Source organism: Bacillus sp. FSL R5-0712 (assembly GCF_038593285.1).
Lineage (GTDB): Bacteria > Bacillota > Bacilli > Bacillales > Bacillaceae > Bacillus > Bacillus safensis.
The window spans coordinates 613,471-627,135 of record NZ_CP151981.1 but is presented as its reverse complement, the minus strand read 5'-3'; the positions used below and the strand labels follow the sequence as shown (position 1 = coordinate 627,135).

At 41.2% G+C, this 13,665-nt stretch carries 18 protein-coding genes and 1 tRNA gene; 4 read left to right on the top strand and 15 right to left on the bottom strand.

The genetic code is table 11. The features are described from left to right. Window positions 1-2: 2 nt before the first annotated feature. The 5 genes from NSU11_RS03110 to groES form a co-directional block, all read right to left on the bottom strand. On the bottom strand, window positions 3-521 hold the full coding sequence (locus NSU11_RS03110; RefSeq protein WP_197202854.1) for a GNAT family N-acetyltransferase: 519 nt from the start codon (window positions 519-521) through the stop codon (window positions 3-5). Window positions 522-542: 21 nt separating this feature from the next. After that, entirely contained in the window at window positions 543-995 is a 453-nt protein-coding gene (locus NSU11_RS03105) for a MarR family transcriptional regulator (RefSeq protein ID WP_073204057.1), read from the bottom strand. 118 nt (window positions 996-1,113) lie between these two features. Then, window positions 1,114-1,245, bottom strand: coding sequence for a hypothetical protein (locus NSU11_RS03100; RefSeq protein ID WP_254968466.1), 132 nt, complete (start codon window positions 1,243-1,245; stop codon window positions 1,114-1,116). Between the two features lie 138 nt (window positions 1,246-1,383). Further along, a complete protein-coding gene (gene groL, locus NSU11_RS03095; RefSeq protein WP_024424467.1) occupies window positions 1,384-3,018 on the bottom strand; it encodes a chaperonin GroEL in 1,635 nt (544 codons plus the stop codon). A 57-nt stretch (window positions 3,019-3,075) separates the two neighbouring features. Further along, a complete protein-coding gene (groES, locus tag NSU11_RS03090) occupies window positions 3,076-3,360 on the bottom strand; it encodes a co-chaperone GroES (RefSeq protein WP_024426730.1) in 285 nt (94 codons plus the stop codon). A 229-nt stretch (window positions 3,361-3,589) separates the two neighbouring features. Between groES and NSU11_RS03085 the strand changes: the two genes are divergently transcribed. Genes NSU11_RS03085 through NSU11_RS03075 form a run of 3 tightly spaced genes read left to right on the top strand, consistent with a single transcriptional unit; the run spans window position 3,590 to window position 5,198 of the window. Continuing rightward, window positions 3,590-4,324, top strand: coding sequence for a CPBP family intramembrane glutamic endopeptidase (locus NSU11_RS03085; protein ID WP_311165076.1), 735 nt, complete (start codon window positions 3,590-3,592; stop codon window positions 4,322-4,324). Beyond that, window positions 4,321-4,515 carry a YdiK family protein gene (locus NSU11_RS03080; RefSeq protein ID WP_003213897.1) on the top strand — a complete coding sequence of 65 codons (195 nt, stop codon included), beginning with the start codon at window positions 4,321-4,323 and terminating at the stop codon, window positions 4,513-4,515. The genes NSU11_RS03085 and NSU11_RS03080 overlap by 4 nt, the downstream gene beginning before the upstream one ends. A 56-nt stretch (window positions 4,516-4,571) precedes the next feature. After that, entirely contained in the window at window positions 4,572-5,198 is a 627-nt protein-coding gene (locus tag NSU11_RS03075) for an NUDIX domain-containing protein (protein WP_311165074.1), read from the top strand. Between the two features lie 39 nt (window positions 5,199-5,237). Here NSU11_RS03075 and tatC read toward each other — a convergent pair whose 3' ends face one another. Genes tatC through moaC form a run of 4 tightly spaced genes read right to left on the bottom strand, consistent with a single transcriptional unit; the run spans window position 5,238 to window position 7,370 of the window. Next, a complete protein-coding gene (gene tatC, locus NSU11_RS03070) occupies window positions 5,238-5,996 on the bottom strand; it encodes a twin-arginine translocase subunit TatC (protein ID WP_098676753.1) in 759 nt (252 codons plus the stop codon). Window positions 5,997-6,002: 6 nt separating this feature from the next. Continuing rightward, a complete protein-coding gene (locus tag NSU11_RS03065) occupies window positions 6,003-6,182 on the bottom strand; it encodes a twin-arginine translocase TatA/TatE family subunit (RefSeq protein ID WP_008355689.1) in 180 nt (59 codons plus the stop codon). Window positions 6,183-6,209: 27 nt separating this feature from the next. After that, on the bottom strand, window positions 6,210-6,863 hold the full coding sequence (locus tag NSU11_RS03060; protein WP_008355687.1) for a redox-sensing transcriptional repressor Rex: 654 nt from the start codon (window positions 6,861-6,863) through the stop codon (window positions 6,210-6,212). A 15-nt stretch (window positions 6,864-6,878) separates the two neighbouring features. After that, on the bottom strand, window positions 6,879-7,370 hold the full coding sequence (gene moaC / locus NSU11_RS03055; protein ID WP_311165073.1) for a cyclic pyranopterin monophosphate synthase MoaC: 492 nt from the start codon (window positions 7,368-7,370) through the stop codon (window positions 6,879-6,881). A gap of 138 nt (window positions 7,371-7,508) precedes the next feature. Here moaC and NSU11_RS03050 point away from each other — a divergent pair, with 138 nt between their 5' ends. Beyond that, window positions 7,509-9,431, top strand: a complete 1,923-nt coding sequence (locus tag NSU11_RS03050; RefSeq protein ID WP_311165072.1) for an ABC-F family ATP-binding cassette domain-containing protein — start codon at window positions 7,509-7,511, stop codon at window positions 9,429-9,431. A 269-nt stretch (window positions 9,432-9,700) separates the two neighbouring features. On the opposite strand, the gene tsaD is transcribed toward NSU11_RS03050, so the two are convergent. The 6 genes from tsaD to NSU11_RS03020 form a co-directional block, all read right to left on the bottom strand. Further along, a complete protein-coding gene (tsaD, locus tag NSU11_RS03045) occupies window positions 9,701-10,729 on the bottom strand; it encodes a tRNA (adenosine(37)-N6)-threonylcarbamoyltransferase complex transferase subunit TsaD (protein ID WP_197172030.1) in 1,029 nt (342 codons plus the stop codon). Then, complete coding sequence (gene rimI, locus NSU11_RS03040) at window positions 10,722-11,150, bottom strand: ribosomal protein S18-alanine N-acetyltransferase (protein ID WP_034622166.1); 429 nt, start codon at window positions 11,148-11,150, stop codon at window positions 10,722-10,724. The genes tsaD and rimI overlap by 8 nt, the downstream gene beginning before the upstream one ends. Window positions 11,151-11,175: 25 nt before the next feature. Beyond that, entirely contained in the window at window positions 11,176-11,865 is a 690-nt protein-coding gene (gene tsaB, locus NSU11_RS03035) for a tRNA (adenosine(37)-N6)-threonylcarbamoyltransferase complex dimerization subunit type 1 TsaB (protein WP_025092761.1), read from the bottom strand. Next, window positions 11,846-12,322, bottom strand: coding sequence for a tRNA (adenosine(37)-N6)-threonylcarbamoyltransferase complex ATPase subunit type 1 TsaE (tsaE, locus tag NSU11_RS03030; RefSeq protein ID WP_044335667.1), 477 nt, complete (start codon window positions 12,320-12,322; stop codon window positions 11,846-11,848). Before tsaE ends, tsaB begins: the two co-directional genes overlap by 20 nt. A 13-nt stretch (window positions 12,323-12,335) precedes the next feature. Beyond that, on the bottom strand, window positions 12,336-13,313 hold the full coding sequence (gene thiL, locus NSU11_RS03025) for a thiamine-phosphate kinase (protein ID WP_197172012.1): 978 nt from the start codon (window positions 13,311-13,313) through the stop codon (window positions 12,336-12,338). 273 nt (window positions 13,314-13,586) lie between these two features. Further along, window positions 13,587-13,663, bottom strand: a tRNA-Asp gene (locus tag NSU11_RS03020). Between the last annotated feature and the right edge of the window lie 2 nt (window positions 13,664-13,665).

Sequence of the window (13,665 nt, the reverse complement as noted above, 5' to 3'; positions counted from 1 at the left end):
GATCAGCTCAATGTTTTGGTCATAATGAAATCCATTTGCTCTTCGTCCCCCATGAGAAAGGCGTGCACCCCTGTTCGAACAAACCCAAGCTTTTGATAGAAAGCGATGGCCGCACTATTGTGCTCCCACACCCCAAGCCAAACATCCCGTTTATGATGATTTTTCGCAATTTCAATGGCTTGATCGATTAAATATCTGCCTAATCCTTGCTTTTGAAAGGATTGCTTGATATAAATTCTTTCAATCTCTAACGCTTCACTCCCCATCTCTTCTGATTGGGCATCATCCATATTGATCTTCAAATAACCAGCTACTTCCCCATTCACTTGAACAAAATAAAACTGTGAAGAAGGGTGCTGTAATTCCTTTAACAGCTGGTTTAGGTGAAAAGCTGTCTTCACGTACGCTTCGATATGTTCCACTTTGTTTTGATCCAGAAAGGTTTCTTTAAATGTATCGGTTCCAATTTTCTGAAGCTCCTTTACATGTTGTTCATTGCACCGAATGAAAGTGACGGTCATAAAGTCGTCCCTCCTTATTAATTAGTAGTCTCTCTTTATCCCTTTTTTCACACCTTCCCAGTCCTTTTCTATATTCTTTCGCACCCTGAGAAGATACTCATAAATCTGTTCCGCTTCTTCCTTAGAAAACCCATCCAGCGCCACTTGATTCGAATAATCATGTTCTCGTTTAATCATTGGGTAGACCGCTTCCCCTTTTTCAGTTGGAAACAGCTTTTTGATTTTTTTATTCACACGATCATCTTTTTTCTCAATAAACCCATTCAGTTCTAATTTTTTGATAGCCCGAGCCGCCGTAGTTCGATCCACTTTAATCATTTCCGCCAGCTTTTCCTGAATGATACCAGGCTCCTCACAAATACGCACAAGATACAAATACTGCCCCTTCGTTAAATCGTACTCTTTAAATTCAATATTACTTATGGAATCAAGCGCGCGAGCTATCACACCGATCTCCCGCAATATTTCTTTCATGTATTTCAACTCCTTTTGTTGTATTTACAACAATTAACTATAGCTAATATAACTGATAAAAGTTGTATTTGCAACAAAAACCCACTCCTTAATTCGAAGTGGGTTTTCAACTCTTTCCTTATTTATCACGCTTCTTCGATCCAAACAATCCAAACACGACAGCCAGTGCAACAATAATCGCCACCCACGTAGTGAAGCCCATATGATCACCGCTTTTCTTTTTAAAATACCGTGTCGGGTAAAGACCCATGAAATCACTTGCTCTTATTTTAACGATTGAGAAGCAGTAAGGGTTTCAATTCATCATCCTTGGTACTTTTTATTGCATGTGATCAAAATCATGAAGACATAACAAAAACCCCTATATTTCAAGGGGTTTTCGAGGGTGTTACATCATTCCGCCCATTCCACCCATGCCGCCCATATCTGGCATTCCGCCGCCTGAGCCGCCTTCTTCTGGTTTGTCAGCTACGACTGCTTCAGTTGTTAGAAGCATTGCTGCTACAGAAGCTGCGTTTTGAAGTGCAGAGCGAGTTACTTTTGTTGGGTCAACGATTCCTTTTTCGATCATGTTTACCCATTCGTTTGTTGCTGCGTTGAAGCCTACGCCAATTTCTTCGTTTTTCAAGCGCTCAACGATAACGGATCCTTCAAGACCTGCGTTATGAGCAATTTGACGAATTGGCTCTTCAAGAGAACGTAGAACGATGTTTACACCTGTTTGAACGTCACCATCAGCTTCAATTGAAGCGACTTTGTTGTATACATTCACAAGTGCTGTACCACCACCGGATACGATACCTTCTTCAACTGCTGCGCGAGTTGAGTTCAGTGCATCCTCGATGCGTAGTTTACGCTCTTTTAGTTCTGTTTCAGTTGCAGCACCAACTTTGATGACAGCGACGCCGCCAGCTAGTTTTGCAAGACGTTCTTGTAATTTTTCTTTATCGAATTCAGAAGTTGTTTCTTCTACTTGTGCACGGATTTGGTTCACACGTGCTGCGATTTGAGCAGAATCTCCTGAACCTTCAACGATTGTTGTGTTTTCTTTTGTCACAACGACTTTAGACGCGCGGCCAAGCTGACCGATTTCAGTTGATTTCAGGTCAAGTCCTAGATCTTCTGTGATTAATTCTCCGCCAGTTAGAACAGAGATGTCTTCAAGCATTGCTTTACGACGATCACCGAATCCAGGTGCTTTTACTGCTACTGCGTTGAATGTACCACGAAGTTTGTTCACAACAAGAGTTGCAAGTGCTTCGCCTTCTACATCTTCAGCAATAAGCAATAATGGTTTTCCTTGTTGTACAACTTGCTCTAGTACAGGAAGGATTTCTTGAATGTTTGTGATCTTTTTATCTGTGATTAAGATGTAAGGATTTTCAAGAACTGCTTCCATCTTATCAGAATCTGTCACCATGTATGGTGAAGCATATCCGCGGTCAAACTGCATACCTTCAACCACTTCTAGCTCAGTTGTGAAACCTTTAGATTCTTCAATTGTGATAACTCCGTCGTTGCCAACGCGCTCCATCGCTTCAGCGATTAGGCTGCCGACTTCTTCGTCTGCTGCAGAAATAGCCGCAACTTGAGCAATTGATTCTTTACCTTCGATTGGTTTAGAAATCTCGTGCAAGCCTTCAAGTGCTACTTTTACTGCTTCTTCGATCCCTTTACGAACGCCAACAGGATTTGCACCAGCTGTTACGTTTTTAAGACCTTCACGGATCATCGCTTGAGCTAGAACTGTTGCAGTCGTTGTACCGTCACCAGCTACGTCGTTTGTTTTGCTTGCAACTTCAGCCACAAGTTTTGCACCCATGTTTTCAAATGCATCTTCTAATTCGATTTCTTTTGCAATCGTTACACCATCATTTGTGATAAGTGGAGAACCGAATTTTTTCTCAAGAACCACGTTACGTCCTTTTGGTCCTAAAGTTACTTTTACAGCATCTGCAAGTGCATCTACACCACGTAACATCGCACGACGTGCTTCTTCACTGAACTTAATATCTTTTGCCATAATAACGAAACCTCCTCAGTCTTTTTAGAAAATATATCTCAATGCTTTTTTATGTGATTAACCAATAACAGCTAAAATGTCGCTCTCACGAAGGATTAAATATTCTTTTCCTTCATATTTCACTTCAGTGCCTGCATATTTTGAGAAGATAATGCGGTCGCCTGTGCTTACTTCTAACGCAACGCGCTCACCACTTTCAAGTACACGCCCTGAACCTGCTGCAACAATTTTACCTTCTTGCGGTTTTTCTTTTGCAGAATCCGGTAAAACAATACCGCTAGCGGTTTTTTCCTCAGATTCAACGAGTTCAATGATTACGCGATCGCCTAATGGCTTTAACATAAGAAACAACCTCCTCAATTTTTATATGTAGTCTTTTTTAGCACTCATCACCAGCGAGTGCTAACACATTTATTATAATAAAGAATGTCTTCTGCAATTTCAAGTGAAAACCTTTAAAAATTTTTACGCTTTCACGATCTTTTTGAATCTCAGATTCTTTCCTTTTCATCGAAAAAGAAGACTTATGTTACAATAAATTTAGTTCTTTTAGTAAAGGGGTTTTCGTTACTTGAAAAAACAATATTGGTACATCATCTTAACGTATATATTGGTACAGGTATCTGCGTTTCCTTATTTTCTCATAATGAAATGGCTGGGATTCATTCAAACACCGATGACTCAAACAGAGCTTTCAAAATTATCAGGAACGTGGACAATCATCAGTTTCTGTATCGGATTGATCATTATTCTGCTCATCCTTCGAACCGTCCCAAAAGCTTCACTGCGAAATGAAGCGCCTGCTTCAATCGGTTCTGCTATCGCATGGATCATTGGCGGTTTCTTTCTTTCTCTCTTTGCACAATCGATTGCGGGGGCGATTGAACAATATGCATTCGGAATTGGCCGTGAGTCAGAAAATACGCAAACTATTTTATCCATTATGGATGCCGTTCCTTGGCTTGTGATCGTCATCGCCCTGATTGGTCCAATCTTAGAGGAAATCATTTTCCGTAAAATCATCTTTGGTGTGATTTATGAAAAAACGAATTTCTTCATTGGAGCACTTGCCAGTTCAGTGGTTTTCGCTGCTGTACACAATGATTTTCCCCATATCTTACTCTATACCGCAATGGGCTTTACCTTTGCCTTTTTATATGCGAAAACAAAACGAATCATTGTTCCAATCGGCGCTCATATGCTGATGAATTCACTTGTCGTTCTTGTGCAGATTGAGCCAGTGAAAAAAATGATTGAAGAACAATCTCAAACCATGCAAATGATTATTGGAGGCTTTTTCTCATGAGAAACCCAGTCGTATGGGGCATCATTTATTTTGCCGTAGGTGTCGCTTTCACCTATATGGCCATTCAAAACCCAGGTGACATGTGGTCATTTTACAGCATTTTGCTGATGGTGTTTGCGGCCTATAATATCAATATCGCGCTTAAAATGTTTGCCTTCTCTGTCAAACTCAAAAAACAGCAACAAAAATAAATTAAAAACCATTTTCCGCGTTTGGAAAATGGTTTTTTTATGGAGGATGTAACTTCATGGAACATGAAAAACTTCGTTTCTTCAATGATCAGCATGAAACCATTGGAGCTGCCGCTCGTTCAGATGTCCACGCCCAAGGTCTTTGGCATGAAACATTTCATTTCTGGCTTCTTAAAAAGGAGCTTGGCACCGTGTATCTCTATTTTCAGCTAAGGAGTCCTGCAAAAAAGGATTTTCCTTCACTGTTTGATATCACCGCAGCAGGTCACCTTCTCGCAGATGAACAGCCTTCTGATGGCTTAAGAGAGGTAGAAGAAGAACTTGGTCTTTCTATTCCTTTTGAGGACCTTACTTATACAGGAATCATAAAAGATGAAATTCACCTGCCTTCTTTCATTGACCGTGAGTTCTGCCATGTGTATCTTTATATGAATGAAGAAAAGCATATGGAAGTTCATCTACAGAAAGAAGAAGTCGCTGGTCTGTACAGAGCAAAGCTGCTTGATGTACAGCAGCTTTTAACAGGATCATGTGAAAGAATTCGTATCGAGGGCTTTATAGTTGATGCAAACGGAGAACGACGTGAGGAAAGCATAGAAGTGGGTATTCATAATTTTGTCCCGCATGAGCCTGCCTATTATGAGCACCTCTTTCACACGATCAATCAATTTCTTACACAATAGAAAAAGCATCGTGATCCCTTATTGGATCATGATGCTTTTTTATGAAACATAATGTTTTTCTTTCTCCTCTGTTTGCTGCATTTTGCGATAGGTCACTCTTGAAATGATAATGCTCACTTCGTATAAAACGAGCATTGGCAAGGTGACCATGAGGTGAGAAACAAGCTCTGGCGGTGTAATGAGTGCGGCAATGACAAGGAGGACAAAATAGGCATACTTCCGTATTTTTGATAAAAACATCGGTGTGATGATGCCGAGTCTGGTGAGAAACATCAACACGACGGGCATCTGAAACAAAAAGCCAAATGGAAGTGTTAGCTGCATTAGAAATGTAAAATACTCATGAATCCCAATGACTTGCTCTACATTTAAATCATTCGACATTCGCATCATAAAATCGACGACAAACGGAAATAAAATAAAGTAAGAGAAAGCCACACCGCTCAAAAATAAAAGCAGTGCAATCGGAATGTAAGCAAGTGTCACCTTTCTTTCTTTTTCATATAAGCCAGGACTCACAAACGCCCACAGCTGATATAAAATAACGGGACACGTCAAAACCAAAGCAATGACAAATGCGAACTGCATAAACACGTACAGTGGATCTGTAAGCTTAAATGCGTTCAGCGTCAGTGTTGCCGCTTCATCGGTATTTTGTAAATACACAATGACCGGCTTAGCGAGAAAAAAACCAGCCACCATAAAGGCGACAAAAAACATCGCAATGATCACTAGGCGTTTTCGCAGTTCCACAATATGCTCCATAAGCGGCATATCTTTGACATTCATGAAGCTCATCCTATTCTACTGATCTTCTTTTTTCTTTTTTTCTTCCTGATCATCAGCTAAGCCTTTTGTGGCATTTTTGAATTCACGTAATGTATCTCCTGCTGCTCTTCCTAATTCAGGAAGCTTTTTCGGCCCAAAAATAATGAGCGCTACAATCGCAATCAGAATCAAACTCCCAGGACCGATCGGACCCATTTGCTCCACCCCCTTTACCCCTTTTCGTCAGTCCTCCTGCGTAACAGAGTAATGCTTTAAGAAATACACAAGAGACTGAAGTTCAACCGCCAAATCTATATGATGAATTCGAATGTGTTCCGGCACATTCAATCGAGCCGGCGTAAAGTTAAGGATTCCTTTGATGCCAAGGGCAATCAAACGATCTGTAATGGATTGAGCTGCTACGGCAGGTACTGTCAAAATTGCAACAGGGATATCTCCTACCTCTTGAACATGCTCTTCAAGCTTATCCAAATCATAGACAGGCACGCCGCCTATCTCACTTCCTATTTTACTCTCATTGACGTCAAAAGCCATTGAAATTTTTGTATTATTATTTTTTATGAAATTATAGTGTAAAAAAGCAGTCCCTAAATTCCCGACACCGATGAGCATGACATTGGTCATTTCATCTTGGTCAAGGGTCTTTCTGAAGAAGGTCAAGAGATAATCGACATTATAGCCGTACCCTTTCTTCCCAAGTGCACCAAAGTACGAAAAATCTCGGCGAATGGTAGCAGAATCCACTTTGACTGCATCACTAAGCTCTGCTGATGACACCCTTTGTTTTCCTGATGCATGCAGATTTTTTAAAAAACGGTAGTATAGCGGCAAACGTTTGGCTGTCGCTTGTGGAATTTTTGACTGATCTATATTCATATAAGGTCCTCCAACTTAAATATCAGATGCTCTGTGAAAATCACCGTTTTTCCCGCCTGTCTTTTCAATTAGATAGGTTGGACCGATGATCATGCCTTTATCAATCGCTTTGCACATATCGTAAACGGTCAGTGCACATACTGAAGCAGAAGTGAGCGCTTCCATCTCCACACCCGTACTTCCTTTTGTTTTCACCTGTACTTGTATGTTCAGGATGTGCGCATTTCCGTCTTCCTCCCAATGAAAGGAGATATCCACGCCTTTTAGTGCAAGCGGATGACACATTGGAATGATGGTAGATGTTTGCTTTGCTGCCATGATGCCAGCAACCTGTGCAACAGACAGCACATCCCCTTTTCCAATTTCATGCTGTTGTATTTTATGAAACACTTCTTTTATCATACGAACACTTGAAACAGCAACGGCGGTTCTCACTGTAGACGATTTGTCACTAATGTCGACCATCTTTGCTCTTCCCTGTTCGTTAAAGTGGCTAAATTGACTCATCTTTCAACGCTCCCTCACTCAAATGATACACTATTTTTTCCTATCTGTCTTTCATTTGAATATGGCGATTGTATGTAACATTTGCCGGTTTACTGCTGATAAGCTACACTTAACATATTATAGCAGAGGTGAAGTTACATGATGATTCTACAAGTGAATCAGCTGTCCAAATCGTTTGGCGCTGATACCGTTTTAACGAATATAAAATTGGAAGTCAAAGCAAGGGATCGAATTGCCATTGTAGGTCGTAACGGCGCAGGCAAATCCACGCTTTTGAAAATCATTGCCGGTCAAATGTCTTACGAGCAAGGTGAGATCATCAAACCAAAAGACCTATCGATCGGCTATTTAGCACAGCATACCGATGTGACGTCTACACGTACGCTAAAAGACGAATTATTATCGGTTTTTGATCATTTAAAAGAGATGGAACAAGAGATGAGAACCATTGAGGAGAAAATGGCTTCTTCCACAGGTTCTGAGCTGGAAGCCCTGATGAAAACCTATGACAGGCTTCAGCAGGAATTTAAAGATCAAGGCGGCTATCAATATGAAGCAGATGTCCGCTCCATTCTTCATGGACTCGGCTTTAGTCATTTTGAAGATGAGACAACCGTCCAATCTTTAAGCGGCGGCCAGAAAACCCGTTTAGCACTTGGAAAGCTCTTATTAATGAAACCAGAACTCTTAATTCTGGATGAGCCGACCAACCATTTAGATATTGATACCTTATCATGGCTGGAGCAGTATTTGCAAAATTATACAGGTGCCATTCTCATCGTGTCCCATGACCGCTATTTCTTAGACAAAGTCGTAAACCACGTCTATGAAGTCTCAAGAACTTCGATGAAAAAGTTTGCAGGGAACTATAGTAAGTATCTTGAGCTGAAAGCAGAGCAGCTCGAGCGGGATATGAAACTATACGAAAAGCAGCAAGAAGAGATCTCAAAGCTTCAGGATTTCGTGGATCGCAACCTAGCAAGAGCTTCAACCACAAAGCGCGCTCAAAGCAGACGCAAGCAGCTCGAACGAATGGATCGTTTAGATAAGCCTTTAGGTGATGAAAAATCCGCAAACTTCCATTTTGATATTACGAGACAAAGCGGCAATGATGTACTCAAGGTGCATGACCTCGATATTCGTTATGATGAAAAAACACCGCTCCTATCCTCTCTTTCTTTTCAGATTAAACGCGAGGATAGTGTGGCACTCATTGGTCCTAACGGGATCGGGAAATCAACCCTTTTAAAAACGTTAACGAACACATTAACACCAGTAAAAGGCGACATCACTTTTGGATCTCATGTCACGATCGGCTACTATGACCAAGAGCAAGCCAAACTGACATCCTCGAAAAAAGTGCTCAATGAGCTTTGGGATGACTATCCTCATATGAATGAAAAAGAAATTCGGACATGTTTAGGAAACTTCCTTTTTTCCGGTGATGATGTTTTAAAGCCCGTCCATGCATTAAGCGGTGGAGAAAAAGCACGCCTTGCACTGGCAAAGCTGATGCTCCAAAAAGCCAATTTTCTTATTCTCGATGAGCCGACAAACCATCTGGACTTAGATAGTAAGGAAATTTTAGAGAATGCACTAATCGATTATCCAGGAACCATCTTATTTGTCTCGCATGATCGTTATTTTATCAATCGTCTCGCCACGAAAGTATTTGAGCTTTCGCCTACAGAAACAAGTGAATATCTCGGTGATTATGATTACTACCTTGAAAAGAAAAATGAACAACTAGAGCTGGAAGCACTTCAAGAAAATGAGCCGCTTAAAAAACAAGCTGCACAGCCAGCAGAAAAGGCAAAGCTTTCTTATGCGGAAGAAAAACAACTGAAAAAGAAAGAAAGACAAAAGCAGCGCAGAATCGAAGAAATTGAAGAACGCATTGCTGTCGTCGAAGACAAGCTCGGTGAAAATGAACAGCTGCTATGTGATCCTGATATTTTTCAAGATCACGAGAAGGTCCAAGCCATTCAAACAGAAAATGATACACTCAATCAAGAGCTGGAATCACTTTTTGCGGAGTGGGAAGAGCTGTCAGAAGCTTAAAGAGTGCCTTAAAAGGTACTCTTTTTTCTTTCAAAGAAAATTCATTATCCACAATGATACCCACAATAACTTCTTGATTATTCTTAAATACATTAGACTTATCCACTTTATCCACAGAGTTTTAATCACATATCCACAAAAAAGATCGTGTTTATACACATCCTCTTCATTTTAAAACAAAATTTTCTAACAATTGTGGATATATAACGTTTACATGTGAATAAATCGCTTTCATAAAAAATAAAAACCCCTGTCATCCACAGGAGTTTTTATTCATATGAGACTAGCGGCAATCCTGGCTGGCCATTCATCGCCATATCGCCTCTGATTCCTTTTTCAAACGCAATGGTTCCAGCGGCAGCGATCATGGCTGCATTGTCTGTGCAAAGAGATAATGGCGGAATAATGACTTTCACTTCTGGCAGCTTCGTAAATGCTGAGGTTAAAGCTTTTCTTAGTCCTTTATTGGCAGCGACTCCTCCAGCTAGAACGACCTGCTTCACGCCATAGGCTTCAGCCGCTTTCAATGTTTTCCCAACAAGCACCTCAATGACGCTTGCTTGAAAACTTGCGGCCAAATCCTCTGGGGCAATCGTTTCTCCCTTTTGTGACGCATTGTGTAAGGTATTGATCACAGCTGATTTTAAACCACTGAAGCTAAAGTGATAAGACCCTTCTTCAAGCCATGCACGAGGAAGCTTAATTGTCGGCTCTCCTTCATGTGCTAACCGATCAATATGAGGTCCGCCTGGGTACGGGAGACCCATCGTCCGGGCCACTTTATCGTACGCTTCTCCAGCTGCATCATCTAAAGTTTCTCCGATGACCTCAAAAGATCCATGTTCCTTCATTAAAACAAGCTCAGTATGTCCGCCGGAGACAACAAGAGCTAAACATGGGAACTCCAATTCATCAACAAGCTGGTTTGCATAAATATGCCCTGCAATATGATGAACACCAACAAGAGGAATTTGATGGGCAAAGCTCAGTGCCTTTGCTGCATTGACACCAATCAGCAAAGCACCGACGAGGCCAGGTCCTTCTGTGACAGCAATCGCATCTAAATCCTTAAAAGTCATACCCGCCTGTGCCATCACTTCTTCTAATACGATGGTGACTTGCTCCACGTGATGCCTTGAAGCAATTTCGGGTACAACTCCGCCAAATCGTTTATGACTGTCTATTTGCGAGGCCACCACATTTGCCACGATTTCCTTTCCATTTTTGACAATGGACGCAGCTGTTTCATCGCAGCTTGTTTCTATACCTAATATGAATCGATCTGTTTGTTCACTCATTTATATTCACCCACATGACTAATGCATCTTCTCCATTATCCGTATAATAATTCTTTCGAATAGAAGCTGGTCTGAAACCGAGCTTTTCATAGAGGGATTGTGCTGGTGTATTTGAAACCCGCACCTCTAAAGAAAGATGATCTGTCTTTTTTTCTTTGCAAAATTCCATGACATATCGAAGCAATGCTTCCCCGTAGCCTTTTCCTCTATGCTCAGGGAGAATCGCAATGTTCGTAATTTGTGCATCGTCCATGACAATCCAGACTCCGCAATACCCTACAGGCTGTTTATTTTCTTCAATGAGGAAATAATGGCTGTATTGGTTATGAAGAATCTCATACACAAACGATTCCTTTTTCCAAGGCGCTGTAAACGAATGCACTTCAATCGTATACACCTCTGGAATATCCGCTACTGTCATTTGTCGTATCTCTGCTATGTGAAGATTATTTTTGTCCTTCAAGCCATTTCACTTCCGCTTCTGCCAAACGAATATAGTTAGGAACAAGCTGATGGACATCTTCAGCAGGACGATCTGCGCCTAAAAATGCAAGCACTGAAGGTCTTGGGTTATGGAATGTCCCCTCTGCCAGTACAGCCGTTTCTCCTAAAATGGAGCGAATGCTCTCTTCATGAAGATGCACATCTTGTCCAAGAAATAGAACAGGCTTTCCTGTCTGCTTCAGTTCATGAAGCCAATCCGTGAGCAAGATATTTTGATCTGGTTCTACCTCTTTGATCTTACCCTTTTCAAACATATATAGTCCGGTATAAACTTGGCCTCTTCTCGCATCAAATAAAGGTGAGATATATCCATCAAAATATTGGCCATTTGCCGCAAGTGTTTCTAAACTCGAAACAGCTGATATCGGGATAGACAGCGTCCACGCAAGTGTTTTTGCGATGGTAACACCGATTCTAACGCCAGTGTAAGAACCAGGTCCTTTTGCTACAACGATTTTGCTTAGTTCGCTTGGTGATACACCACATTCTTTCATCAATGCTTCAACAGTAGGCATCGCTCGGACGGAATGGTTCTTTTTTAAATACGTAATGCTCTCCCCAATCACAGTGAAGTCTCTTACAAGAGCAATTCCTAGTGTATGGTTTGATGTATCAATGGCCAGTATGGTCAAATTCTTTCATCTCCTTACAAAGGGTCTCATAACGCTCCCCTTTTGCATCAAACGTGAGATGCCGTTCTTCTTCACGTTCTGTTCTCAGCATTTCAATTTTTAAATAGGAAGAAGGCAATTGAGGTTCAATAAGATGTGCCCATTCAACCAAGCATACACCTTCACCCTCAAAATATTCTTCGAGGCCGATCTCTTCTTCTGCATCTTCCATGCGGTACACGTCCATATGATATAGTGGCAGTCTGCCATCGGTATATTCTTTAATAATTGTAAAGGTGGGGCTGTTGACGATACGGGTAATTCCTAAGCCTTCCGCAAAACCTTTTGAAAAAGTGGTTTTACCTGCACCTAAATCTCCTTCTAATGTCAATACATCGCCTGGCATCACAAGTTTGGCCAATGCAGCGGCAATTCGTTTCGTCTCATCCGCACCTTTTGTCGTCCATGTTAATTTCACCGTTGATGTCACCTCATTTCTTAAAATGATTATATCCTTTTTTCATTAACATTGTTTGTTGATCATTGTCTTTTAACATAACACTGACTGCTTGATCATCTTTGACTTGTCCAATACGTGTGATCTGAATGCCTTCTTTTTGACATTGCGATTCAAAGCTTTCCCAATCACATTCTGGTATCGTACCAGTTAAAACAAAATCTTCTCCCCCAAACAACACCCATTCAAGCCAGTCTTTGCGCAGCACCTGTAAATCTGGATGAATTGGAAGCTTATCAGCTTCTATCTCGATCATCACACAGCTCGCTTCGGCTATCTCATTCAACTCACTCGCTAATCCATCACTCACATCATTCAAGGTAACACGCGGGAAACTTGAACAAATGTGTCCAGCAGCAATATGAGGCTGAGGCATTTTATGACGCTTAAGAAAAAAATCAGCATCGACCGCCTTAGAAGGGGCTGCTTCGTTCATTAAGATTGATAACCCAGCAGCTGATGAACCAAGTTCACCTGTGACAAAGACAACGTCTCCAGTCTGAGCACTGTGACGATAACAAGCTTTTCCCTTTGAAACCTCACCAATGACCGTCACGGTAATGACAAAGTCACTGCGGGTGGCCACTGTATCTCCACCAATCAAATCCATATGATAAGAGTCAGCCAACACTTTCATTCCCTCGTAAAGCTCCGTAACAATTGTCTCATCACCATGAGGCGGGATCGCAATTGAAACAAGATAATATTTTGGGGTCCCTCCCATTGCAGCGATGTCACTGACATTGACTGCCAGTGCTTTAAAGCCAACTTCAAATGGTGTTGAAAAGTCAAAACGAAAATGAACATGCTCCACCATTGTATCAACACAAACGACCTCTTCACAATGTGAATGAGGTTGATAAACACTTGCATCATCACCGATGCCCATGATCAAAGAGCGCTGATATGTATCTTTTGGTGTGATTCGGCGAATAAGATCAAATTCATCCATAAAAAGACAGCCCCTTCTTGCAATCAATTGGTTAAGTAGACATGAGGTCAAACACAGTTAGTATTAGTGTAGCGAATATAAGTCTCAGTTCCAACTAAAAATGATATAAAGAAAGCCTGGTGTGAAAAAACCAGGCTGAGTTGAAATAATCTATCTTTTCTTTCTTATATTGTAGCCAAACACACATCATTTCATTGCATCTTGGGTACTTCTAGAAAGAAAAAGACATAAAAAAAAACGAAACTATACGTTTTCGTTTACAAGTCATAAAAATGGCGGTCCGGACGGGACTCGAACCCGCGACCTCCTGCGTGACAGGCAGGCATTCTAACCAACTGAACTACCGGACCAT